The sequence below is a fragment of the Nostoc sp. PCC 7524 genome (assembly GCF_000316645.1).
Taxonomy (GTDB): Bacteria; Cyanobacteriota; Cyanobacteriia; order Cyanobacteriales; family Nostocaceae; genus Trichormus.
In genome coordinates, this window is record NC_019684.1 from 3,674,502 (window position 1) to 3,700,428 (window position 25,927).

At 41.6% G+C, this 25,927-nt stretch carries 20 protein-coding genes and 1 pseudogene; 15 read left to right on the forward strand and 6 right to left on the reverse strand.

What is annotated here, in order from left to right:
- Window positions 1–584: 584 nt before the first annotated feature.
- The 4 genes from NOS7524_RS14740 to NOS7524_RS14755 all read left to right on the forward strand — a co-directional run bounded on the left by NOS7524_RS14740 (window position 585) and on the right by NOS7524_RS14755 (window position 6,061).
- Window positions 585–1,625, forward strand: a complete 1,041-nt coding sequence (locus tag NOS7524_RS14740) for an aspartate-semialdehyde dehydrogenase (protein ID WP_041555781.1) — start codon at window positions 585–587, stop codon at window positions 1,623–1,625.
- A 176-nt stretch (window positions 1,626–1,801) separates the two neighbouring features.
- Window positions 1,802–2,686, forward strand: coding sequence for a 4-hydroxy-tetrahydrodipicolinate synthase (gene dapA, locus NOS7524_RS14745; protein ID WP_015139274.1), 885 nt, complete (start codon window positions 1,802–1,804; stop codon window positions 2,684–2,686).
- 244 nt (window positions 2,687–2,930) lie between these two features.
- On the forward strand, window positions 2,931–4,700 hold the full coding sequence (locus NOS7524_RS14750; RefSeq protein ID WP_015139275.1) for a ribonuclease J: 1,770 nt from the start codon (window positions 2,931–2,933) through the stop codon (window positions 4,698–4,700).
- 320 nt (window positions 4,701–5,020) lie between these two features.
- Window positions 5,021–6,061: a 1-acyl-sn-glycerol-3-phosphate acyltransferase gene (locus NOS7524_RS14755; RefSeq protein ID WP_015139276.1), complete on the forward strand. Its 1,041-nt coding sequence runs from the start codon at window positions 5,021–5,023 to the stop codon at window positions 6,059–6,061.
- 22 nt (window positions 6,062–6,083) lie between these two features.
- Here the strand turns inward: NOS7524_RS14755 and rppA are convergent, their stop codons facing one another.
- Window positions 6,084–6,776, reverse strand: a complete 693-nt coding sequence (gene rppA / locus NOS7524_RS14760) for a two-component system response regulator RppA (protein ID WP_041555334.1) — start codon at window positions 6,774–6,776, stop codon at window positions 6,084–6,086.
- A 98-nt stretch (window positions 6,777–6,874) separates the two neighbouring features.
- On the opposite strand from rppA, the gene hisG reads away from it, so the two are divergent.
- The 8 genes from hisG (at window position 6,875) to NOS7524_RS14805 (ending at window position 20,141) form a co-directional block, all read left to right on the forward strand.
- Window positions 6,875–7,519: an ATP phosphoribosyltransferase gene (gene hisG / locus NOS7524_RS14765; RefSeq protein WP_015139278.1), complete on the forward strand. Its 645-nt coding sequence runs from the start codon at window positions 6,875–6,877 to the stop codon at window positions 7,517–7,519.
- A gap of 340 nt (window positions 7,520–7,859) precedes the next feature.
- A complete protein-coding gene (locus NOS7524_RS14770) occupies window positions 7,860–10,610 on the forward strand; it encodes a GAF domain-containing protein (RefSeq protein ID WP_015139279.1) in 2,751 nt (916 codons plus the stop codon).
- Window positions 10,607–11,047: a response regulator gene (locus NOS7524_RS14775; protein ID WP_015139280.1), complete on the forward strand. Its 441-nt coding sequence runs from the start codon at window positions 10,607–10,609 to the stop codon at window positions 11,045–11,047. Before NOS7524_RS14770 ends, NOS7524_RS14775 begins: the two co-directional genes overlap by 4 nt.
- A gap of 5 nt (window positions 11,048–11,052) precedes the next feature.
- The gene (locus NOS7524_RS14780; RefSeq protein WP_015139281.1) at window positions 11,053–13,311 is read left to right on the forward strand and encodes a hybrid sensor histidine kinase/response regulator; all 2,259 of its coding nucleotides are present in this window, start codon (window positions 11,053–11,055) and stop codon (window positions 13,309–13,311) included.
- Window positions 13,312–13,475: 164 nt separating this feature from the next.
- Window positions 13,476–15,356 carry an ABC transporter ATP-binding protein gene (locus NOS7524_RS14785; RefSeq protein WP_015139282.1) on the forward strand — a complete coding sequence of 627 codons (1,881 nt, stop codon included), beginning with the start codon at window positions 13,476–13,478 and terminating at the stop codon, window positions 15,354–15,356.
- A gap of 129 nt (window positions 15,357–15,485) precedes the next feature.
- Window positions 15,486–17,162, forward strand: a complete 1,677-nt coding sequence (locus tag NOS7524_RS14790) for a serine/threonine-protein kinase (protein WP_015139283.1) — start codon at window positions 15,486–15,488, stop codon at window positions 17,160–17,162.
- 139 nt (window positions 17,163–17,301) lie between these two features.
- Entirely contained in the window at window positions 17,302–17,895 is a 594-nt protein-coding gene (locus NOS7524_RS14795; RefSeq protein ID WP_015139284.1) for a Uma2 family endonuclease, read from the forward strand.
- A gap of 455 nt (window positions 17,896–18,350) precedes the next feature.
- On the forward strand, window positions 18,351–20,141 hold the full coding sequence (locus NOS7524_RS14805; protein ID WP_015139285.1) for a serine/threonine-protein kinase: 1,791 nt from the start codon (window positions 18,351–18,353) through the stop codon (window positions 20,139–20,141).
- 2 nt (window positions 20,142–20,143) lie between these two features.
- On the opposite strand, the gene NOS7524_RS14810 is transcribed toward NOS7524_RS14805, so the two are convergent.
- Window positions 20,144–21,613, reverse strand: a complete 1,470-nt coding sequence (locus tag NOS7524_RS14810; RefSeq protein ID WP_015139286.1) for a S8 family peptidase — start codon at window positions 21,611–21,613, stop codon at window positions 20,144–20,146.
- A 697-nt stretch (window positions 21,614–22,310) separates the two neighbouring features.
- Here NOS7524_RS14810 and NOS7524_RS14815 point away from each other — a divergent pair.
- Complete coding sequence (locus NOS7524_RS14815; RefSeq protein WP_015139287.1) at window positions 22,311–22,541, forward strand: DUF433 domain-containing protein; 231 nt, start codon at window positions 22,311–22,313, stop codon at window positions 22,539–22,541.
- Here NOS7524_RS14815 and NOS7524_RS30750 read toward each other — a convergent pair.
- Complete coding sequence (locus NOS7524_RS30750; protein WP_235622346.1) at window positions 22,538–22,768, reverse strand: hypothetical protein; 231 nt, start codon at window positions 22,766–22,768, stop codon at window positions 22,538–22,540. The genes NOS7524_RS14815 and NOS7524_RS30750 overlap by 4 nt on opposite strands.
- Here NOS7524_RS30750 and NOS7524_RS14820 point away from each other — a divergent pair.
- A complete protein-coding gene (locus NOS7524_RS14820; protein WP_235622455.1) occupies window positions 22,674–22,913 on the forward strand; it encodes a DUF5615 family PIN-like protein in 240 nt (79 codons plus the stop codon). The genes NOS7524_RS30750 and NOS7524_RS14820 overlap by 95 nt on opposite strands.
- A 436-nt stretch (window positions 22,914–23,349) precedes the next feature.
- Here NOS7524_RS14820 and NOS7524_RS14825 read toward each other — a convergent pair.
- Together NOS7524_RS14825 and NOS7524_RS14830 are read right to left on the reverse strand one after the other, a co-directional pair.
- Window positions 23,350–23,610, reverse strand: a pseudogene (locus NOS7524_RS14825) (tetratricopeptide repeat protein); the annotation flags it as partial.
- A gap of 29 nt (window positions 23,611–23,639) precedes the next feature.
- The gene (locus NOS7524_RS14830; RefSeq protein ID WP_041555336.1) at window positions 23,640–23,831 is read right to left on the reverse strand and encodes a hypothetical protein; all 192 of its coding nucleotides are present in this window, start codon (window positions 23,829–23,831) and stop codon (window positions 23,640–23,642) included.
- A 101-nt stretch (window positions 23,832–23,932) separates the two neighbouring features.
- On the opposite strand from NOS7524_RS14830, the gene NOS7524_RS14835 reads away from it, so the two are divergent.
- Entirely contained in the window at window positions 23,933–24,226 is a 294-nt protein-coding gene (locus tag NOS7524_RS14835) for a hypothetical protein (protein WP_235622347.1), read from the forward strand.
- A 171-nt stretch (window positions 24,227–24,397) separates the two neighbouring features.
- On the opposite strand, the gene NOS7524_RS14840 is transcribed toward NOS7524_RS14835, so the two are convergent.
- Complete coding sequence (locus tag NOS7524_RS14840; protein WP_015139289.1) at window positions 24,398–25,159, reverse strand: choice-of-anchor W domain-containing protein; 762 nt, start codon at window positions 25,157–25,159, stop codon at window positions 24,398–24,400.
- Between the last annotated feature and the right edge of the window lie 768 nt (window positions 25,160–25,927).

Below are 25,927 nucleotides of genomic sequence, written 5' to 3' on the forward strand. Positions count from 1 at the left end.
TGGCAAAGGTCTTGACAGTATTACCGATATAACTTTACTGATTAAACAGGCGACTCTTAACGAAGTTGGGGAGCAGGGAGTAGGGAGAAATGGGGAAAGTCCTCCTCTGTTGCACCGTACCCCCTGACTTGAAAGAGCAGGGGGAGCAGGGGAGGCAGGGGGAGAAAGACATCTTTCATGTTTGACTGTGAAACTTGCTTCATCGGGACTGACTTAATTTTTCTTCTCCCCATACCCCACTCAGATGTTTCAATTTCCCAAGTATGCCTCCTGACTTCTTCAATGATTCATAACATGGGAATTTTGCCATTAGGCGTAAACACATCACTTAATTGATTTTCTACTGATAGCTGGTTGTTGTATAATACATATAATTTTTTTAATCTAATGGTAAATTAAACTAAAGATATATTGTAAAATCCGGCATTAATACATTTAAGTACCGAAAAAACAGCGTGGTGGCAAAAAAGAAGAAGATAACAAAATAAAAAATTATTTAAACTCAGTTATTGCTATTTAGTGGATAAATTGTAAGTCTTGCTCAAAAATTAATGATCTATAACCTCTTAAAGGAGGAAGTTAGTTTGTCAAAATCGTATCGTGTAGCTATTTTAGGGGCAACTGGTGCTGTAGGTACAGAGTTGCTGGAATTACTAGAAAGCCGGAATTTTCCGGTGGCTGATTTAAAGTTATTGGCATCAGCCAGAAGTGTGGGGCGATCGCTCCCCTTTAAAGGTGAAGATATCCCCATAGAACCAGTCAGCGATCGCGCTTTTGAAAATGTGGATATCGTCCTCGCTAGTGCGGGTGGTTCTACATCCAAAACTTGGGCAGCAGTAGCTGTAGAAAAGGGCGCAGTCGTCATCGACAACTCCAGCGCCTTTAGGATGAACCCCGAAGTTCCCCTGGTAGTCCCAGAGGTGAATCCCCAAGCCGCAGCTAACCATCAAGGGATTATCGCCAATCCCAACTGCACCACAATTTTAATGACATTGGCAGTCTGGCCTTTACACCAAGTCAAACCAGTGCAAAGGATTGTCGCCGCTACCTATCAATCTGCTAGTGGTGCGGGTGCCAAAGCCATGGAAGAAGTCAAAACCCAAAGTAGCGCCATTTTACAGGGGCAGCCACCAGTCGCCGAAGTCTTGCCCTATCCCTTGGCATTTAATTTATTTCCCCATAATTCCCCCATGACCGATTCCGGGTATTGTGAGGAAGAAATGAAAATGGTCAACGAAACCCGCAAAATTTTTGGTACACAACAAATTAGAATTACAGCTACTTGTGTACGGGTTCCCGTACTCCGCGCCCATTCAGAAGCCATTAATCTAGAGTTTGCTGAACCATTTTCCCCAGACGCAGCCAGAGAAATTTTAAGCCAAGCCCCTGGAGTGAAATTATTAGAAGATTGGGGCAGAAATTACTTCCCCATGCCAATAGAAGCTAGTGGCCGCGATGAAGTTTTAGTGGGTAGAATCCGCCAAGATATTTCTCATCCCTGTGGTTTAGAACTTTGGCTGTGCGGTGATCAAATTCGCAAAGGCGCAGCCTTGAATGCAGTGCAGATAGCCGAGTTGTTAGTAGAGAAAAACTTACTCCAACCTGCAAAGGCATACGTTTCTTAGGAGGGAGTGGGGAGTAGGGGTATAGGGGTTTAAGGCAAAAGAATTACTACCTATTAACTTCTGAGCCGCTAACAGCACTCGTTACTACTAATCTTGTAAGCAACTCGCAAATAAGTTATTACAATGAAAACCACCAAGACAAAAAAACAAAAAGGTAATTGAGGAGTAAAAAGAGGGTGGGAGATTTTGGCAGAGTTTTAACCGCTATGATTACACCGTTTAAAGCAGACGGTGGTGTAGACTATGCTTTAGCGGCAGAACTAGCAGCACATCTAGCTGATAACGGTACAGACACCTTGGTGGTGTGCGGCACAACTGGTGAGTCTCCTACCTTAAGTTGGGACGAAGAATACCAGTTATTTGTGGAAGTATTGCAGGCAGTCGCAGGCAAAGCCAAAGTCATAGCAGGATGTGGTTCAAATTCCACCAAAGAAGCGATCGCAGCAACCCAAAAGGCAGTTAAAATAGGTGTACATGGTACATTACAAGTTGTCCCCTACTACAACAAACCACCACAAGCAGGTTTGTACCGACACTTTCAGGCAATAGCTGAGTCCTGTCCCGAACTACCGCTATTGTTGTACAACGTCCCCGGCCGTACAGGTCAAAATCTCAGTCCAGAGACAGTTGTACAGTTAGCCGCAATTGACAATATAGTTGGTATCAAAGAAGCTAGTGGTAATATCGATCAAGCCAGCGAAATTCGTAGGTTGACACCGAAAGAGTTTCAGATTTACTCTGGAGATGATTCGTTGACCCTGCCCTTGTTAGCGATCGGGGCAAAGGGTGTAGTCAGTGTAGCTTCTCATCTGGTTGGTAATCAACTACAGCAGATGATTCAAGCTTTTGAGTCCGGGCAAGTTGCAGTTGCCAGTGAAATTCATCTCCAACTCTTCCCATTGTTCAAAGCTTTATTTGTCACTACAAATCCGATTCCCGTTAAACAAGCACTAAAACTTCAAGGTTGGGAGGTTGGTTCTACACGTCCGCCATTATGTGAAGCTGACCCAGAAGTTAGCCAAAAATTAGCGGCGGTAATGAAAAATCTCGATTTAATTTAATCATAATTGCTAATTACTGTTGGCCAAAACTGTATATCAATATCATGTAATAGGCGGATAACGCCTGTTAAAAACTCTTATAGATATACACAAAATTACTCTATGTAAAGTCCTTTTTATTGAATCAAAAACTGCACATTTAATTAAAAGTTGGCTGCTTTCCAATAGCAGGCTTGTCTTGTCATTCCTACAAACTTTCAATCGATTTATTCTCAAACAACAAACAACAAATCTTCAGGAGAAAATGGCTAAAAACGAAACTAACTCCGCCCTAAAAATTATTCCGTTGGGTGGTTTGCATGAAATTGGTAAAAATACCTGCGTTTTTGAATATGATGATGAAATTGTCTTATTAGATGCGGGTTTGGCCTTCCCGACAGAAGCCATGCACGGAGTCAACATCGTCCTCCCAGATACGACTTATCTGCGGGAAAATCGCCACAAAATTAAAGGCATGATTGTCACCCACGGTCATGAAGACCACATTGGCGGGATTGCTTTTCACCTCAAACAATTTGACATTCCCGTAATTTACGGGCCTAGGCTAGCAATGGCGATGCTAGAGGGGAAATTAGAAGAAGCCGGAGTCCGCGATCGCACAGAATTAAGAACAGTCCTACCCCGTGATGTCGTGCGGATTGGCAAATCGTTCTTTGTCGAATACATCCGCAACACCCACTCCATTGCTGATAGCTTCACCATCGCCATCCACACGCCTTTGGGTGTGGTGATTCACACCGGGGATTTTAAAATTGACCACACCCCAGTCGATGGTGAAAGATTTGACTTACAACGCCTAGCAGAACACGGTGAAAAAGGTGTACTTTGCTTGTTGAGTGACTCCACTAACTCAGAAGTACCAGGATTCACTCCTTCCGAACGTTCCGTTTATCCCAACCTAGATCGGGTATTTAGTCAGGCCAGTGGGCGATTATTTGTCACTACCTTTGCTTCTAGCGTGCATCGGATCAATATGATTTTGCAGCTAGCGAAAAAGCATAATCGGACTGTGACAGTGGTTGGGCGTTCCATGTTGAATTTGATTGCCCATGCCCGAAATCTGGGTTATGTCAAGTGTGAAGACAGCCTACTGCAACCCCTGCATATGGTTCGCTCTCTTCCCGATGAGAATGTACTGATTCTCACAACTGGCTCTCAGGGGGAAACAATGGCAGCCATGACCCGGATTGCCAACAAAGAACACCCCCACATTAAAATCCGTCAAGGAGACACAGTTGTATTTTCTGCTAACCCCATTCCCGGTAATACAATTGCTGTCGTTAATACCATTGATAAGTTGATGATCCAGGGGGCAAAAGTCGTATATGGACGCGATAAAGGTATCCACGTCTCCGGACACGGCTGTCAGGAAGACCAAAAACTGATGCTTGCCTTGACTCGCCCCAAATTCTTTGTGCCGGTTCACGGTGAACATCGGATGTTAGTGAAGCACTCAGAAACTGCTCAGAGTATGGGTGTACCTCCAGAAAATATGGTGATTATTCAGAATGGTGATGTCATAGAACTGACAGAAGATGCCATTCGGGTGGCTGGTAAAGTGCCATCTGGGATTGAACTGGTGGATACTACAAGTTCTGGGATGGTGAGTGCGAAGGTTTTACAAGAACGCCAGCGTATGGCAGAGGAAGGGATTGTCACTATTGCTGCTGCCATCGATTGGCAGGGTAAACTCATGGCCAAGCCAGAAATTCATCTGCGCGGTGTTGTTACCAGTGTAGAGCGATCGCTGGTACAGAAATGGGTACAACAGCGTATTGAAGAAATCCTCACCGTGCGTTGGTCGGAGTTCGCTGCTGGGGAAGGTGAACAACCGGAAGTCGATTGGGGTGGCTTGCATGGCACTTTGGAGCGAGAATTGCACCGTTCCATTCGTCGGGAATTGCAATGTCAGCCTTCTGTGACTTTGTTGATGCAAATGCCAGATGAGCCACCTGTGAAAGTTGCTGATGGTAGAAGGCGACGGACTCGGACGGCTGCTCAGGTCGCTTCGTAAGAATAAGCTCACCCATACTGCCAGCAGAACCCGTAGGGTAGGCGCAAAAGAACAGTAAGCTCAATTCAATTTCTCAGGCTATGCAAGGATTTGAGCGTAAGAGAGAGTAGAAATTAGCCGTAAAGCACCGCATAATTGTGGTGCTTTAACGCACGCCACTACAATTTGAGGTTGATTTTATAAATCATCTCTGATTTTGTTCATAGTAATTTTGTGATGATCATGTAATAATTCTTACGTCCAGAGTCAGATACACAGCATGAATTGATCAAGATAAGATATTTGCCAAATATAATTTACATCTTATCTACTCAGTATTTGTGGTTAATCAACATTCTGAAAGCCTGATACATAATCACCTAGAAAAGCCCTCAATCCAGCAATATCAATTTAGCTGGTTTGACTGGTTTTGTTTGTGGTATCCTCCGGGTTGGCTAATTTTATTTAACCGCCACTGGCAACATTATCATACAGACCCAGAGGGTTGGCATTGGCTAGAATATTTACTATTTTTAATTCCTGGGGGATTTTATCTAGCATTTTTGAGTCGCTGGTTGCGCTTAGGTTGTCGTTCACCTAGAACGGATATTGAAGAATTTAATCCTAACTATCAACGGGCATTCCGTGAAGAAATTTTAGCTCCCATTGTGAAGTATTATTTTCGTGGGGAATTGCAGCAAGTTGAGAATTTACCTACAACAGAACCAATCATCGTGGCGATGAATCATGCAGGGATGTGTTTTCCTTGGGACTTTATTTGTTTGGGTTATTTATTAGGCGAAGCCAGAGGTTGGACAGCACAACCTTTAGCGGGGATATCATTATTTGATCATCCTTGGGTGGTATGGTGGCTACCTCCCAAATGGTCGCAGATTTTAGGGGCTGTTCGAGCAGAGTTAGGTGAGTTTGAACAAGCTATTTCCCAAGGTAAAATTCTGTTATATGCACCCGAAGGTTTACGCGGGCCGTTAAAAGGTTGGGGGAAACGCTACCAACTGCAAAAATTTGATCTGAGTTTTTTACAGTTGAGCGATCGCTATCATATTCCCATTCTCCCAGTCGTTTGCATTGGTAGCGAATCCTTACATCCTTGGACTGTCAATCTCAGAAAATTACAAACACTATTCAAATTACCGTTTTGTCCCTTATCACCTTTGATGTTGGTGCTAATTCTTTTTCCCTCAATGGGGGTGTGGGCTATGAGAACTCGCTTGCGTTATTTTATTCAGCCAGTAGAAGCAGTAAACACAAAAACAGAGTGTGATCACGAAGTCAGCAAAGGCAGGAAAGCAATTTATCAACGCGTCAATCAATTACGTGAACAATTGCAAATTCAAATTAATCAATTGATCAGTCTTTAACTGAACACGATATGATAGCTTTTTACTCCACTGAAGCAGTCCCGAAGCGATAGCCTTTACCGTAAACTGTATGAATCAAAGGTGTTTCTTTGCCTACCTCAATTTTGCGCCGGAGAAGACGAATTAATGCTGCTATGACGTTACTACTTGGCTGTTCTTCATCTTGCCAGAGATATTGCATAATTTGGGCATGAGTTAGTAACTGTCCAGTATGTTCCATAAAGTATTGCAACAGCTGGCTTTCTTTGTCTGAGAGTTCAATTACCCTTCCTTGACGGTAGGCGACTTGGTTCTCATAATCAAGTTCTAAATCAGCTACAGTTAATCTTCCCGTTGTCGCTTCATAACTTTGTGAACCAGAACGACGCAACAAAGCACGGACTCTAGCCAATAACTCCCGCAGTTCAAAAGGTTTAACTAAATAGTCATCGGCACCGGCATCTAAGCCTTCTACTCTGTCATCTAGAGTATCTTTGGCAGTGAGAAACAATACAGGGGTAATTTTGCCTTGATGACGCAATTCTTGACAAATCTCTAACCCCGTTTTTCCAGGTAGCATCCAATCTAAAATCAGCAAGTCATAACCGCCTGACTGTGCCATATCGCTGCCACTTGTACCATCATAAGCGGCATCTACGACGTAACCCTCACGCGTCAAAACACGGCTTAAAGGGGCTGTAAGTTCTACTTCATCATCAACTAATAAAATTCTCATGCTGCTTGGGTGAGCAATAGAGATATTCTCAATATTATTGAACTGCTTAGACAAGGACATTGATAAAGTGTCCATAGCCAAGGATACCAATAAAGAGAATGTTAACTGTTGCGTTACCGAAAGGGGAACTACTTAAAAATAGCATCCGCCTCCTGCAATCTGTGGGCTTGGATTTTAGTGCTTTTTTAGACTCAGGAAACCGCCAACTGCAAATTACTGATGCTAGCGGAAAAGCCAAAGGATTATTAGTTAGAGGGCAAGATGTGCCTGTATATGTAGAATATGGTCAGGCACAAATCGGTATTATCGGTTACGATGTACTTAAAGAAAAGCAGCCACAAGTTGCCCATTTAGTTGATTTGCAGTTTGGCTATTGTCGAATGTCGGTAGCTGTTAAAGCATCCAGTCCCTACAAATCGCCTTTAGATTTACCACCTCACAGTCGGGTTGCTTCTAAATATGTCAACTGTGCTTGTGAATACTTCCAAAGTTTAGATTTACCTGTGGAAATAGTACCGCTTTACGGTTCTGTAGAACTTGGCCCCATTACAGGGATGTCTGAGGCTATTGTTGATTTAGTCTCTACAGGGCGGACTTTACGCGAAAACGGTTTGATTGAAATTACTACTTTGTATGAAAGCACGGCACGGTTGATTGCTCATCCCCTAAGTTATCGGCTGAATATGGGTAATTTACATCAATTGGTTGAGCAACTGCGAGAAGCGGTTTTGACACCTGCCTAACCCATTATCTGCAATTGATGGTTGGTTAGGGTGCGTCAGTATGAATAATTTCTTGGTACAGCTAGGTTTTCTCGCACTGACGCACCCTACATTTACTACATTTACGTTTTATTCTTTTTTCAGAAATTTTGGATACACTGAAATTAGCCGTAACGCTTCCTGCCTGGAAAAGAAATTTTAGTAACATTTTGTATAAGTTTTTAGTAAAAATCTAAAAAAAGTCTCATATAAAGCTCAAGATTTAGAAAAGTTCTGATAAATGTAAAAAATAATTAAGCAGGGCATGAAATCATCAGTATGCTTGCTTTGTCTACTTTTGAAAAATTTTTAATAAAAATTTATGACATTTTACTCAATTTCACAGGAACAGGCGAGACTTGCAGCTCTGCGCCAGTATCAAATTCTGGACACTGAACCCGAAGAAGCCTATGACAATCTGGCTCAGTTGGCTGCTTTTATTTGTAGTACGCCCATAGCGTTGGTCAATTTTATTGATGAACATCGTCAGTGGTTTAAGGCAAAATTGGGCATAGATGTTTCAGAAATGCCCCGTGGTGTGGGTTTTTCATACTTGTGTCAAGAAACACAGGGTGTTGTAGTCGTTCCCGATGCTTTAGCAGATGATCGCCTGGCTAGTAACGCAGTAGTAACCTCATATCCTTACGTGCGGTTTTATGCAGGTGTACCACTTTTTACTCCCCAAGGTGAGATATTGGGAACTCTCTGTGTGCTTGATCATGAACCAAAACAACTCAGTCAACAACAAATTGATGCACTGGTAGCTTTAAGTCGCTTAGTTATCAATCAATTGGAACTGCGGCGCAGTGTAAGAGATGTAGCACAGATTACAGAACAACTGATACAGCAAGAGCAGACAGCTCGCTTAGAATCGGAGACGGTAAGCGATCGCATTAGTAATATACTAGAAAGTATTACCGATGCGTTTTTTGCCCTAGATCAAGAGTGGCGATTCACTTACATCAATCGTCAAGCCGCAAGATTATTACAGAGAAACCAAACTGAGTTATTGAGTCAAAGTATCTGGGAAGTGTTTCCAGAGTCAAGAGAAACGTCATTTTATCGAGAGTATCACAGAGCGATCGCACAACAGATCAGCGTCGAATTTGAAGAGTTTTCACCATCCCTCAACAGATGGTTTGTAGTCCATGCCTACCCAAGTAGAGATGGCTTATCTGTTTATTTTCAAGATATTACCGACAAACGGCAAACCGCAACCGCACTGCAAGAGAGTGAAGCACGCTGGCAGTTAGCCTTACATGGTAATAATGATGGCATTTGGGATTGGAATGTTAAAACCAATGAAGTCTTCTTCTCCACACGCTGGAAAGAAATGTTGGGGTATGAAGACCATGAAATTGTTAACAATATAGAGGAATGGTCAAAGCGAGTTCATCCAGATGACTTAGATGAGGTAATGCAAGCCATTCAAGCTCATTTTGCTAAACAGACACCGTTTTACATTACCGAGCATCGCCTATTGTGCAAAGATGGAAGTTATAAATGGATATTGGATCGAGGACAGGCACTTTGGGATGAAAGCGGTAATGTAGTCCGCATGGTTGGTTCTCACACAGATATCCATGAACGCAAACAAGTAGAAGAAGAATTCAAAAGACAGAATTTGCGATCGCAACTATTTGCTGAAATAACCCTCAAAATTCGGGAAACGCTGCAAATTGAGGAAATTTTGCAAACATCAGTCAATGAAGTCCAAAAACTTTTGCAAGCAGACAGAGTATTAATTTTTCGCTTGTGGGCTGATGGTTCAGGAACCGTGGAACAGGAAGCCGTATTACCTGGCTGGCCTGTAGTGCTAGGGAAAAATATTGTTGATCCGTGTTTTCAACAAGACTATGTAGAGAAATATCGCCAAGGTAGAGTCAGTGGAATACCTGATATTGAAAAAGCAGATATCCTAGACTGCCATCGGGAATTTTTGCAACAATTTGGTGTAAAAGCTAACCTCGTAGTCCCCATTCTCAACGGAGATGGCATTTGGGGTTTACTAATTGCCCATCAGTGTGCCACCCCTCGCTATTGGACAACCTCTGAGTTGGACTTATTGCAACAGTTAGGCAATCAAATGGGCATAGCTTTATATCAAGCCCAGTTATTAGAACAACAAACCCGCCAAAGTCAAGAACTGGCTCGCTCTAATGCAGAATTAGAAAATTTCGCCTATGTTGCCTCCCATGACTTGCAAGAACCATTACGGATGGTGACTAGCTACTTACAATTATTAGAGCGCAGATACAAACAACAACTAGACGCTAACGCCGAACAGTATATTAGCTATGCCGTAGATGGGGCGCGGCGGATGCAAACCTTAATTAACGACTTATTAGACTATTCACGGGTGACTACCCGTGGGCAACCCTTTGTGTTAGTAGATTGTGCTGATATTTTAGACAGAGCGATCGCTAATCTCAAAATTGCCATCGAAGATGCTGGTGCAATCATCACCTATGATACTTTACCTACAGTGATCGCCGATCCCACCCAACTAACCCAAGTTTTTCAAAACCTCATTGCTAACGCCATCAAATTCCGCCGGGAAATCCCTTCCCAAATTCATATCGGCGTAGCCAGGGAATTGGGAGTAGGGGGAGCAGGGGGAGCAGGGGGAGCAGAGGAGCAGGGGAGCAGAGGAGATGAGGGAGACAAGGGAGACAAGAGAGAGTCTTCCCAATCCCCAGTCCCCAATCCCCAATCCCCAATCCCCAATCCCCAATCCCCAATCCCCAATCCCCAATCCCCAATCCCCAGTCCCCAATCCCCAATCCCCAATCCCCAATCCCCAATCCCCAATCCCCAGTCCCCAGCCCAATGGCTATTTTCAGTCCGCGATAACGGAATTGGGATAGAACCGCAATATACTGAACGTATCTTTGCAATTTTTCAACGCCTACATGGCAGAAGTAAATACCCAGGGACTGGCATTGGTCTGGCAATATGTAAGAAGATTATAGAACGCCACGGCGGTCATATCTGGGTTGAGTCGCAACCGGGTCAAGGCTCGGTGTTTTACTTCACAATCCCAGAGCCAGTAAATCAACCATCGTCAATATGACAGCAGTGATTATGCCAATTGAGGTTTTGTTAGTAGAAGACAATCCAGGAGATGCCCAACTAACACGTATTGCCTTAGAAGATAGTAAAATCTCAGTTCACCTCAATGTGGTTGAAGATGGGGTAGAGGCAATGGCATTCCTGCGAAAACAGGAAAAATACGCCAATGTGCCTCATCCTGACATAGTGCTGCTAGATTTAAATTTACCGAGAAAAGATGGGCGGGAAGTCTTAGCTGAAATTAAAACTGATGAAAATCTTAAACGGATTCCTGTGGTTGTACTTACCACTTCCCAAGCAGAAGAAGATATCTTGAAAGCGTATAACCTAGCCGCTAACTGTTACATAACTAAGCCTGTTGATTTTGACCAGTTCGTTAGAATTGTACAATCTATAGAAAACTTTTGGTTTGCGATCGTCAAGCTGCCACCGGAGTAGAGGTTATGGCAGGTAAAACAATAAAAGTCTTGTTAGTAGAAGATAATCCTGGTGATGTCTTTTTAATCAAGGAGTTATTATACGAGGTAAATACAACTAGAGTAAATCTAGAAAACGTTGAGCAATTATCAGAGGCATTCCATCTGTTAGCAAACCAAAGTTTTGATGTCATGCTATTAGATCTGTCTTTACCTGATAGCCAAGGACTAGAAACTTTTGTGAAAGCTAATCGCCAGGCGAAGACAATTCCTATCATTGTGCTGACTGGTACGGATGATGAAAACTTGGCGCTCAGGGCGATGCAAGAGGGAGCGCAGGATTATTTAGTTAAAGGACAAGTAACTGGCGACTTATTGGTGCGTTCTATGCGCTATGCCATTGAACGTCAACGTATAGAAGATGCCCTGCGCCACAGTGAGGAGAGATTTCGGGTAGCCTTAAAAAACTCCCCAATTTTTGTGTTTAATCAAGATAGAGACTTACGTTATACCTGGGTTTACAACCCCCTAGCTGGGTGGACAGTGGAAGAAATGTTGGGTAAACAAGACTGTGAAATGATTTCCTACGAAGATGCCCAACGTCTCACGGCGATTAAATATCATGTCTTATCCACAGGTATAGGTACTCGTGCAGAAGTAGCGATTACTACTGCTCAAGGGACGCAATATTACGATCTAACTATTGAACCATTGCGGAATGAATCCCAAGAAATTGTGGGCATAACTGGCGCAAGCATTGATATTAGTGAGCGCAAACTAGCAGAAGCAAAAATCCGTGAACAAGCAGCATTGCTGGATATTACTACTGATGCCATTTGTGTACGTGATTTAGAAAATAAAATTCTGTTTTGGAATCAAGGCGCAGAAAAACTTTATGGCTGGCAGGCTTATGAGGCTATAGGTAAAAATGCCAGCGAACTTTTGTTTCCAGAACCTGCTCCAGAAATTGAAGCCGCATTGTTACAGGTGATATCTCAAGGTAACTGGCAAGGAGAGCTAAATAAAGTTACCAAAAAAGGTAAAGAAATTGTAGTGGCTAGTCGTTGGAGTTTAGTCCATGACGAACAAGGAAAGCCTAAATCAATCCTGTCTGTGGATACAGATATTACTCAGAAAAAACATTTAGAAGCCCAATTATTTCGTACCCAACGCTTAGAAAGTATTGGCACTTTAGCTAGTGGCATTGCCCACGATCTCAACAATATTTTGACCCCAATTTTGGCAGGAGCGCAATTGCTACCACTGAAGTTTCCTGATGCTGATGAACGGACACAGCATTTGTTAGAAATTTTAGAAATTAATGCTAAACGTGGTGCAGATTTAGTTAAACAGGTATTGTCTTTTGCCAGGGGTGTAGAAGGTAAACGCATTACCTTGCAACTTAGACACATCATTGTAGAATTAGCCAAAGTTTTACGAGAAACATTTCCCAAATCTATCGAAGTGGTGACAGATATACCCAAAGAGTTGTGGACAGTTTCTGGAGATAGTACCCAACTCCATCAGGTACTCATGAATCTCTGTGTTAATGCCCGTGATGCCATGCCCAATGGTGGCACTCTCAAAATAGTAGCCGAAAATTTGTTCATTGATGAAAACTATGCTCGCATGAACTTGGAAGCTAAACAGGGGCCTTACATAGTAATTACAGTATCAGATACAGGAGTTGGTATTCCTGAAGAACACTTAGATAGAATTTTTGAGCCATTCTTTACTACCAAAGCAGTAGGACAAGGTACAGGTTTAGGGCTGTCTACTGTGATTGGCATTATTCAAAGCCACGGTGGTTTTGTGAATGTAGATAGTGAAGTAGGACGTGGCACTACCTTTAAAGTTTACTTGCCGGCGGTAGGAGATACAGCAGAAATAGAGGTAGATTATTTACCGCCACCCATAGGCAATGGAGAGTTAATTTTAATTGTGGATGATGAACCCTCAATCAGAGAAGTGACTCAAACATCTTTGGAAAGCAAGCAATACAAAACCGTAGTTGCTTGTGATGGTGTGGAAGCGATCGCTATCTATGCCAAGTATGCAGATAAAATTAGTGCTGTGCTAATGAATATCATGCTGCCAGGGTTAGATGGACTAACTACTATTCGTACCTTGAAAAAAATTAATTCCGAAGTCAAAATCATTGCCACCAGTGGATTGATTTCTAAAAACAAGCTGGGGGAAATAGTCAACACTGGTGCTGATGGCTTTTTATCTAAACCCTATACCGTCAATGAATTGTTGTTCGCGTTAAATCAAGTGATGACGTGATGGGTAGGGCAATAGGTATTTTTTCTGGCTCCTTGCTTACCCTTTTTAGGGCGAGTTCGACGTTTGGAAACAACCCCTCTCCATAGAGCATTACAAAAAAGATACAAATGTTACCTTCAGATAAGTGCTTCTAGAATTGTAAAAATTAATATAATGCTCGTACTATGAGCATCTATCAAACATCCCCCAAATCTTACAAACAAGACCGTTGGCGTAACAATGACTGGCGACTATTTCTTCGTCTAGTACCTTACGCCCGCCGTAGCAGCAAACTGCTGATCATCGCCATGATACTGCTGTTACCCATTGCTTTAGCTAATGCTGTGCAGCCTCTTTTCATTGGACAGGCTGTATCTCTAATTCGCAATGAACCTAGTACATACGAGTTTCTCAGGAATCGTCCCATATTTCAGGGACTCCAAATCATAGAAGGTTTATTGCTGATTACCATTGTGGTGCGATTAGTCCTGACTGGTATTCAAGGTTACTTACTACAGAAGTTAGGACAAAAAATCACCGCCGCCATTCGTCAAGACTTGTTTCATCATGTCACATCTCTGGCAGTGCGTTTTTTCGATCGCACACCTGTGGGTAAATTGGTAACTCGCCTGACTAGCGATGTGGAAGTATTAGGGGATGTGTTTTCTACAGGGGCTATCGGCATCGTCTCGGATGTGTTTTCGATGCTGGTAATCTTGGGTTTAATGTTTTCGATTCAGTGGCAACTGGCTTGTTTACTACTGGTGATGTTGCTACCGGTGACTTGGTTAATTATTTATTTTCAGCAACGATATCGCCAAGCTAATTACAAAGCCAGAGAAGAACTGTCCTTGTTAAATTCCCAGTTACAAGAAAATGTCCTGGGGATTAACGTTGTACAGTTGTTCCGGCGAGAAAAGTTTAATGCTGAGTTATTCCGCGCCACTAACCAACGCTACAACCAGCAATCAGATGAAACTATTTTCTATGATTCTGCTGTTTCTGCAACTTTAGAATGGATTGGCTTAATTGCGATCGCCGGGGTTTTATGGTTAGGTGGTTGGTTACTGTTGCGAAATAACTTGACTTTTGGGACTTTATCAGCATTTATTTTATATGCCCAGCGATTGTTTGATCCTTTACGGGATTTTGCCGAAAAATTCACCGTCATTCAAGCGGGCTTTACCGCAATGGAACGGGTGAGCGATATTTTAGATGAACCGATAGAAATTAGCGATCGCGTCAATCCCCGCTTTTCCCTCCTAGATCAGCAATTCGGTTACATCGACGAAATCATTGCTAGTTTAGAATCCCAAGAAACCAAATCAGCAACAAGTTTAGGAGAAATCCACTTTGAACACGTTTGGTTTGCCTACAAAGATGATGATTACGTCATTAAAGACTTAGATTTTGTCATCCATCCTGGCGAAAAAGTAGCATTAGTAGGGCCGACAGGTGCCGGGAAAAGTTCCATTATCCGCCTGTTGTGTCGTCTCTACGAACCCACCCAAGGACGCATTCTAGTAGATGGCGTAGATATTCGAGATTTACCCCAAGCCGAACTACGTCGTTATTTGTCCGTAATCTTACAAGAAGGTTTTGTATTTGCTGGTGATGTGAAAAGTAATATTACCTTGGGTGATTACTATACCTTAGATGAAATTGAAACTGCTGCTGAAAAAACCAACATTGCCGATTTTATTGCACAATTACCTGCAAGTTATCATACCCAACTCCGAGAAAGAGGGACAAATCTTTCTAGCGGTCAAAAGCAACTGTTAGCCTTTGCCCGTGCAGCAATTCGTAATCCTCAAATTCTCGTCTTGGATGAAGCCACCGCTAGTCTAGATGTAGGTACAGAAGCTTTAGTACAAGAAGCATTAAATGAGTTATTAATTGGGCGGACTGCAATTATTATTGCTCACCGCTTGTCTACAATTCGCAATGTAGATCGCATTTTTGTATTAAAGCGAGGTGAATTAATAGAACAAGGTAGCCATGAGGAACTGTTGAAAACCGGAGGACTCTATTCCACTTTGCATAACTTGCAAATGTTAGGGACTTGAGGGGATTGGGGATTGGGGATTGGGGATTGGGAAAACTCTCTCCTCCTTGTGTCCCTTGTCTCTCTCATCTCTCTCATCTCCTCTGCCCACTTCCCACTCCCACTTAACTACAAATCGGTATAAATCTTTATGGAAACGTTATTAAACAATCGCTATCGAGTAATTCGGACTTTGGGAGGAGGGGGATTTGGGGAAACTTTTATTGCTGAAGATATCCAAATGCCATCTCATCGGCGTTGTGTGATTAAACAACTCAAACCAATTCACAACAACCCCGAAATTTACCAGTTAGTACAAGAACGTTTTCAACGAGAAGCAGCAATCTTAGAAGATTTAGGCAGTTACACAGACCAAATACCGACTTTATACGCTTATTTTCAATCTGATGGGCAATTTTATGTAGTCCAAGAATGGGTGGAAGGAGAGACACTCACAGTTAAATTTCGCCAGCAAGGTGTATTTAGTGAAAGCGCAGTTAGAGAAATTTTAGCTAACTTATTACCCGTTTTAGAGTACGTCCATTCTAAGCGCATCATCCACCGTGATATTAAGCCAGATAACATCATTTTGCGTCATCGGGATGGCAAACCTGTACTGATTGATTTCGGGGCTGTGAGGGAATCTATGGGAACAGTGGTAAATTCTCAAGGTAATCCTACCAGTTCGATTGTGATAGGTACACCTGGATATATGCCCAGTGAACAAGCGGCAGGTAGACCGGTTTATTCTAGTGATTTATATAGTCTAGGCATCACAGCAATTTATTTACTGACTGGGAAACAACCGCAGGAATTAGAGACAGATCCCAGAACTGGGGAAATTATGTGGCATACACACGCCTTGAGTGTTAGTCCTACATTAGCAGCTGTAATTGATCGGGCGATCGCCTACCACCCCAGAGAACGCTTCGCTACCGCTAGGGAAATGCTAGAAGCCTTGCTCTCAGGTGCAGTCAACTTCCCCCCAACCCTCGCTTATCAACAATCACCAACTCCCACAATTCCCTATCAACAACCACCAGTAGCAACAGCACCACCTGCGACAATATCACCTCATACCATCGCCGTCAGTCCAGCCCCTTCCCCATCTCCCCAACCGATGAGCCAAAACAATGGTAATCGGGGCATCTTACTTGGTAGTTTAATTGCTGGGGGTTTAGTGAGTGCATCTGTCTTAATTGGTTTCGCCTTAACTAGACCAAATCAACCAGTAACACAGTCAACCACATCCTCTAATGAATCTACCATCAACAGCAACACCAGCCGAAATTTAGAACCAACAACCACGCTACAAGCGCCTGAAACAACCATAAATCAGCAAACAACTCAAAATACTGCACCACAGGTAAATCCTCCTGTCACCAGAAATTTACCTCCTGTCAGCAACCCGGTTAATTCTTCAACTGCTGATAACTCCGAACCCAGCACATCAGAACCAGAAGAGACTACATCACCTGAAACTCCAGAAGTTGATCGTCCCTCACCAGAACAAGCAGTAGAAAATTATTATGCAACTATCAATCAGGGAGAATATCAGACAGCTTGGAGTCTGTTATCTCCTAGTTTTCAAAATAATCGCAAGCTTCACCCCAATGGTTATTCTTCTTACGTGGGTTGGTGGGGAGGGCAGGTAGAAAGTGTCACTGTTGAGGCAGCCAATTTAGAAGAAGCTAATGCAGAAACAGCTACAGTTAATACTCGGTTAACATACTTCATGAAAAACGGTAGACAAGCACCTGCTTCTGTACGGTTCTATTTGTTATGGGATGCTGAGAATAACAGATGGGTTGTTAATGGTGCTAGGTAGCTAGTAGCAGCTGCTGGCGATGATTTAGGTAGTTCAGCAAACTAATTCTCAAAGCAACTGTGATTTTTGGATGGCATAAATAATTAACATATAATCACATCTACAAACTCAACATCATCTCAATAGAGTCATAAATGTTATGCAAACCGCAACCCAAAAACGTTATTACACCCCCGAAGAATACCTAGAACTAGAAGAAAAAGCCGAATTTAGAAGCGAATACCGCGATGGAGAAATCATACCGATGACAGGTGGCACTACCAATCATAATAAAATAGCCGGTAACTTTTACTCGTACTTGAGATATGCTTTACGGGGTCAAGATTACGAAATTTACATTGCTGATGTGCGTTTGTGGCTACCCCGTTATCGGCAATACACCTATCCTGATGTGATGGTAATTAAAGGTCAACCAGTGTATACAGGAACTAATACCACCACCGTCACAAATCCATCATTAATTGTGGAAGTTTTATCTCAATCCACGAAGAATTATGACCAAGGAGATAAGTTTCATTACTATCGCTCAATTCCAGAGTTTCAGGAATATATTTTAATTGACCAATATCAATATCATGTGATGCAGTATGTGAAAACTGCGGCTGATCAATGGTTATTTACTGAATTAGAAAGTGAATCTGCTACCTTGTCCCTGAGTACAATTAATTTGCAAATCTCACTACCAGAAATTTATGAAAAAGTGGATTTTAGCAACAGCAGTGATGAAGAGTAATGCTGTTGGAATTATGAATCAAAAGCATCTTTACACTTACTTTTTTTACTAAATTGGCTACCCAATACCCAATTCCCAGCCCCCAATCCCCAAATCGTGATTTGGCACTCCTCAGCCGTCATGCTAAGGATTCTTGCTTCATCCGTCCTCCCTAGAAACCTGAATACAAAATATTCAAATCTCCCCGTTTGGATACGTCCACAAGCGCACACGGACTGCCCGACCGCGTTTGAAACGATTTCTTTAATTTTTGCTCTACTCCCAAATTTGTACAAGATTTAGGATTTTTACTACCAGGGTTCCGGATCAGGAGTTGTCCGCTTGACCTACTTCGTTTTTTATTGATGCGCTTTACCGCTAAGGATATCATATCACGAAAGCCGTCCTAGAAGGACGGGGAACTTTAAACCCAAATTTTCGGTAAATTGAGAAATGGCGGATATATTGAACTATTAATGACATCCATTCTGCTAAACAATCGCTATCAAGTTATTCAGGTACTCAGTGCTGGTGGGTTTGGAGAAACCTTTTTGGCGGAAGATACTCATATGCCTTCCCGCCGTCGCTGTGTGATTAAGCAACTCAAACCGATTAATAATGATCCCCAGGCTTATCAAAGCATTCAACAGCGATTTGAGAGAGAAGCTGCAACTTTAGAGTATTTGGGTGAACATAGTGATCAAATCCCTAAACTCTATGCCTACTTTTTAGAGAATGGGCAGTTCTACTTGGTGCAAGAATGGATTCAAGGTCAGACTTTAAGAGATTTGTGGGAAACTAAGGGGTATCAGAGTGAAACTGTTGTCCGGACAATTGTCTTGAGTCTGCTATCAGTATTGGATTATATCCACAGTAAAGGGATTATTCACCGCGATATTAAGCCAGATAACATTATTCTTCGTTCCCGTGATTTAAAGCCAGTTTTAATTGATTTTGGGGCAGTTAAAGAAACAATTCGTTCAGTGGTGGGTTCTCCTGGTTATCCTACACACTCTATGGTGATTGGTACACCTGGATATATGCCTAGTGAACAAGCCGTTGGTAGGCCAGTCTACGCTACAGATATTTATAGCTTAGGTTTGACAGCGATTTATCTGTTGACTGGCAAAAACCCGGAAGAATTACCAACAAATGCCCAAACTGGAGAGATTCTTTGGCAGCAACACGCACCGCATATTTCCCCTGATTTAGCGAGGGTGTTGACTCAGGCAGTTAAACCGCAGGCAGGCGATCGCTTCAGCACTGCTCATAAAATGCTGTATGCTTTATCTGCGGCTGATAGTATTCCTATACAGTCATCTACTGCCACTGCTACTTTTCCCGCCACCCAACAAACCCAAGCAATATCGACACCTGCCAAAATTCCCCAAAAAAATCCCCAAAAACCGATTTGGATATTCGCCAGTTTAATAGTTGGTGGTTTAATGACTGGCGTAGCACTATCAAATCTGACTCGTCCATTACCATCTACCGCACCCATTGCTAATAATCCTCTCCCGACATCAGAGTCTCAGGCTACCACTCCTGCACCTACTAATTCGCCCATTACTTCCCCATCTCCCATTGCATCTAACCCCAATCCACAGCCAGTAACTTCTGCACCTATACCGCAGATTCAGAACCGCGAAGTAGAAGACAATCCTCCAGAAACATCAACATCAGACAACGTACCCGTAGCAGCTAATACTCCCACCCCTCAAGCCACATCAGCACCAGAACCAGAAATAGAGAATCCAACTGTTGCAGAACCTCCACAGGAAGCACCACCACCCCCCACACCCCCGAAAAAAAAAGAAAATACCAGTAGGCAAAGCGTTCCAGCATTTCCCACAGGTACATCAAGAAGCACAGTAGAAGCCACACTCGGAAAACCAAAGAGAGATTTAAGAGGTTTATGGGGTAATACCCGTGCCGTTGTTTATCAATTAGTTCCCAATCAAATTGACTTAGGTTACTTATTTGATCGCAATACGGGAGAGCTAAAGCAAACTGAGGCATCTTTTGCCCAGTCTGTAGATTTGCCCCTCATGCAAGCTACTCTCAATGGTAAGTTAAATGGACAAGCTAATGCCAAAATTCAACAGGGATTGCAACAAATATACCAGCGTCAGAAAGCTGATTTTAGCTTTAGAGTAGGTGCAGTTAAGGGTCAAATTGTCCGGAATAACTGCGATTCAATTTACATTAGCATTTGGGATGCAGACTTACACGATTTTGTGAATCCGGCAGCAGCTAAAAAGTGTTAAAATTAGAGGCTGGGGTTAGAGGGTAGTAAGTTTTGATAGTCTTGTAATTGTTTGACAATTTCACGGATTAATCTGCCAAAATCCAGGTTATTGTCACCATTATTAATATCGGTGGGGCTGTTAGCGAAGATGTGAACAGGTGTGCTGTCATAATACTGGAATGCAAACTGAACTTGGGAAGTTGTTGTTGTGTAATTGCCTCCCAGACTTGAGTTATTTGTGATAGTGTTCCCATCTGGGAAAGACTTAATGTAGAAACTAAAATTATTGGTGAATGGACTATTTGCCGGGAAAGTTTTAAAGAATTCGTCGAGAAAAGGATTGAAGTTGAACCCAGAGTCTGTGGTTGGTGTATTGTTGCTACCGTTATTACCTGCTGTGCCTGTAATGATTTGTCGTATTTGACTTTCAGTCAGAGTGGGATTAGCACTGAGCATCAAGGCAACGACACCAGCAACGAAAGGAGATGCCATAGATGTACCGCTATAATTAGCGTACTCATTACCGGGTATGGTGGAATAAATACTTTTCCCTGGAGCCGTGACATAAGCTAGTTCATTGCTACCAGCACGGTTAGAGAAGTCTGTAAAATTAGCATTTTTATCTACAGCACCAACAGCGATTCCTGATTTATCAGCATAGCGGGCAGGATACCCTGGTAATGAGCCGCCATCATTGCCTGCTGCCATGACAACAATTACCCCTTTACTGCTGGCGTATTCAATGGCAGATTTGAGAGTTCGACTGGAAAAATCACCGCCCAAGCTGAGGTTAATTACATTTGCGCCATTATTGACAGCGTAGTATATACCATCTGCGATCGCGCTATAGGAACCCGAACCAGAACTATTCAAAACTTTCACAGGCATAATTTTGGCGTTGTAAGCCACACCAGTCACACCATAACCATTATTCTCCCCCGCAATAACCCCAGAAACGTGTGTACCATGTCCGTTATCGTCTAGGGTGTTGTTATTGTTACCGTCAAAGTTCCATCCTTGAAAATCATCTACATAGCCATTGCCATCATCATCTATGCCATTACCAGCAATTTCTCCACTATTAGTCCAGATATTATTTCTTAAATCATTGTGGTTGTAGTCCACGCCAGTATCAATAACTGCAACCACAATTCCATTGCCTGTATATCCATTTCCCCACACTGCCGGGGCATTGATCATATCTAATCCCCAATTATTACCCCCAAGGTTGGGAACATCACTAAAGGGACTCTGCCCAATCGCGCCAGAGACTGCTTTAGAAGCATCAATTAAACCAAAGCCATTGTTGGAGTTATAGTTGCTAGTGCTGGTAGCGGTAGCACTAGCATCTGTTGCTGCCACAAAGCTACTACGATTATTCAGTTGTGAACTATAGTTATTCTGTGTATTAAAAGTATCTAATGAGGAGAGATATGTAGAACTTTGCCCGTCAAAAGAATTAGATTTTATGCTCACATCATCATTGGGCATAGGTATTTTCTCCTCAAATAGAATGTCTGTTTTTTGGCAGCATTAATTTTTAAAACCTTATGTCACAGGTTTTAAGGAATAAATTTGCCCTCTTAGCCCATAATTACTATGAAATAAATTAGTAAAATGCTGTGTTTTTTACCAAATCTTATTCAATAACTTTTAATAGTTTATTCGCTTTAATTATGTTTCATCTATACAGAAGTACCACTAATTAGATATAAACTGAATTTCCGGCTTTATGCTGATTGTCTTGAGTGTTGTTTTGAGGGTTGTAACAGCTAGAAAAAGTCAACATTTCAAAACAAACAATGTGCATCAAATATCCAGATAATAGACTATATAAAATGTTGGATAAAAAATTGTCATGGCAACTACAAATAACCACAAGCCGATATTCATATTGGGTTACGTTGCGCTTAAACCGAGCTACATTTAATGTATAAAATTAGCTGTGATAATTTACTACGAATACGTAAGCGATCGCAAACAGTACAATCACTGTCAGGGATATCTGAGGACAAGCCGCTTTTCTACGTTCGCGCAGCGTCAGCTTTAGCATAGCTTACAGTCTGTAGTCATCTCTCACCCTTCACAGGCAATGTCTCTGAAACACGCACCTCATTCTATAATTTAGAGAGAGTAATAACCTTCACAACACTACAGATCACAATCTATACAACTACAAGATAATTTTATGTTAGGTCTGGATAGAATTAGCTTTGATCGTAATATTATGGCTGGACAAGCCTGTATTCGTGGGATGCGGATTCCCGTTTCTCTTATCGTTAACTTGGTAGCTAATGGCAAAGCTATGGACGAGATTTTAGAAGAATATCCTGATTTAGAACCAGATGATATTCGTCAATCTCTACTTTACGCAGCGTGGTTGACTCAAGAGCGAGTCTATTCCTTCCAAAGTGCTTAAAATTTAATTATGAAGTTTTTGGCTGACATGGGAATTTCATCACGCACTGTAATTTGGTTGCGTAGTCGTGGTGATGATGTGGTGCATTGACGCGATGAAGGTTTACAAAGACTACCAGATAATGAGATTTTAATTAAAGCCCGTACAGAAGAAAGAATTTTATTAACTGTAGATTTAGATTTTGCCCAGCTTTTAGCTGTTAGTGGGGATAATTTACCCAGTGTCATTTTGTTTAGATTGGGTAATGAAAACTACGATGCAATCAATGAACGTTTGACACAAGTTTTACGTGAATGTGAGGAAGATTTAGAGTTAGGTGCAATTATTTCTGTAAGTAATGAAACTTTCCGCGTTAGAAGATTACCAATATAGGCACAATTAAACTGATATCAGATTTAGGTTCAGCCTCACCACACTATAGCAATCCGATTTGATTACTAAAATTATCTGCGTGGTGCGCTTCGCGCAGCGCCAGCGCAGGCTACGCCAACAAAAATCATATAGGAGTCCTATATCATTCTCATTTGAAACAGGAACATTCTCACTTGAAACAAGAACATTCTAGTTTGGAACATGAAACTTTGAGTTCAGAACATGAAACTTCGAGTTCAAAACACGAAACTTTGAGTTCAGAGCATAAAACTTCAAGTTCAGAACGCGGAACTTCAAGTTCGGAACACAAACGTTCTCACTTGCAACAGGAAACTTCGAGTTCAGAACAGGAAAGTTGGAGATGAGAACATCAAAGTTTGTGTTTGAATGTAGAAAAGCATCGCCACCAGCATCGCGTATTCAAGAATGAACCTGATTATTCTGGCTGTGAGTTTAAACGCTCACACAAATCTGCTAAATTTTTACGACAAGTAAAAGTATTAGGATGATTTGATCCTAAATTTTGCTCATAAATATTCAAAGCTTGCTTTAATAGGTGTTCAGCTTCCCTGTGTCTTCTTTGGGAGTTGTAAAGTACAGCCAGATTGTTAAGGTTGAGTGCCACATTAGGATGTTCCTCACCCAATCTGTGTCGTTGTAATTCTAACGCTTCTTGATATAAGGGTTCTGCTTTGTTGTATTCACCTTGAGATTCGTAAAGTCCGGCTAAGTTATTATTTTATACACCTGCGCCATGCGCTTTGTGAAGGCTTCCTCACCAATATCAATATCGCTTGCTAGTTTTGCTTCACCTTTATCTGTGTTTTCAACTTTCAACCGAGCTAAAAAGGCTGCTGTTTGCTCTGGGGATAACTCATGAGTAGCAGCTTCTTGTCGTAAAAACTCATCCCATTGCATACACAGCCTGAGAAAACTTTGCTTGATTCTACTTATCTTACACCTTGCTTCTACTTCGTCTCTATTTTTCAGGAATCTCCGGCTTTATGGGCAGAAATACTATGAAAACAGTTAATCAAACCGAGGTTCACGCCATGAATACTACTCTTGCAACTGCTACCAAATCTCAGCCATCTACCCAAACCTCCCAGTTAATCACCACATCTTCGCCAACTATTGAGCAACCTTCTGCTTGGATGCGCCATGGTTATAGCCCTACGGAAATCATCCTCGCAGCCGCAATTTTGACTTCTTTGTTGATGGGGGGAGTTGCAACTGTAATTATGGCGATGACTGGGTTAGTCAAAACTTTAGCCCCAGAGATAGTTAATCAAAGCAACCAAAAAAGAAAATAATTTATTTGTCAAGTCCAACATTTTCACGCTGAACCCTTATCCCGCCTAGAACTTAAGTTCTAGGCTAATAGCAAAAGTCCACTATAAGTGGACTAGATGGAGTCTTTCTTTTAGTCCTCTTTTATAGGACTTGCGCTATTAGACTCGGAATTAATATTTACCAGAAATCTCTTAATTAGTAAATTTCCTTCGATAAATTGCAAAAGCGTGTGCCATCATACCTGTCAACACTACACCTATTGTGCTAGGTTCTGGTATTGGTGTATAGTTACCTACTTTAATTTGAGCAGCTAATTGAGAACGTCCTGGTGCAATACCTGTCCAACTTAATTGTGTTTGACCAGTTAGGGTAAAAGAATTTGATATACCTTTAATGGCTAGGTAATCAACATCACTAATGGTTGAACCTGAAGAAGATAAATTACCTATAGATATGTTATTCAATTTAAGGTTACTCAGTGATATGGAACTACTATTACTATTATTCCTTTGATTAGCAAAGGTGCGGATAAACATAGAATTCACGTTACCACTAAATTCTTCAGATGTTAAGGTGAAATTTTGGGATGTATCAAAAACTTGGTAAGTCACTTTGTTGCCTGTGTATTCTAGGCTGAAATTCCATGTTTTTCCATTACCCCAATTCAAATTCTCCGCATCAACAGGTGTACCATTTTCGTCATTGATACCTAACTCTCGTTCAGCAATATTAATGGAATTATTACCGATGCGGCTTTCAGCTACGAATAACTCTGTAAATACATTTTGCTGAATTAGTGATCTAAAATCGTGATCATCAAAATCTGAGTCAGCATCTTGAGAAGATAAAGGAATGATGCTAATTGCTTTTGCTGGCTGGGGTGCTATCAATAATCCCAAAGTCAGTAAGCCCAAAACAAAAGATATCTTTCTAGAAATGTTGAAGCTTGACATTTTTTCCTAAGTTCCTGCAAACACATAAAAATTGTGTTAACTGAACATTCAAACACAATATCAACAGCACACAGATATTAGTTCACATTCTTACCTAGGGTAATAAATACTTACACACAGCCAGACTGTGATTATCGTGTTTAATATGAGTATTTAGCCGAGCCACAAAATTAGAGAAATAATATACAGTTGAAGTTAGAACAAATTCTCATAGTTTGTCAATAACATTTTTTTAATTTTATAAATACTTGATATAAATATGTTATTAGCTGGCTGATAAGTAAGTCAGGGGTAAAATTCATAAGTAGATAACAAACAATTTAGAAGGATAATTAGAGTTTAATCTATACATTGGGAAATACAAATATAAGCTGTGTAATAGCTAGCAATACACAGCCTCTTTCCTCAATTGAGAGGATAAAATTATCGATTTTATTTCATATTGAGAGAATAAAAATTCTTGAACATAGGTTGGGTTAATCACAGCGCAACCCAAAATAGATAGAACTTATATAGGACTCGTATTTGATTTCTGAAAAAAACTCAGTACACCCCTACTCTCTCCTTTCCTATTGCCTATTGCCTATTGCCTATTGCCTGGCTACGCAGATAATTTTAGAAATCAAAGCGGATTCCTATACCAATTTAAAATTCAAAATTAAAAGTTCTGAGAAATCTTGACTTTACAGAGGTTTCAGGATTTGGATCTGTTTCATAGTTTTGATGAATCAGTATTACATAATCGCAAAGGCTTTATGTTCATTGCGA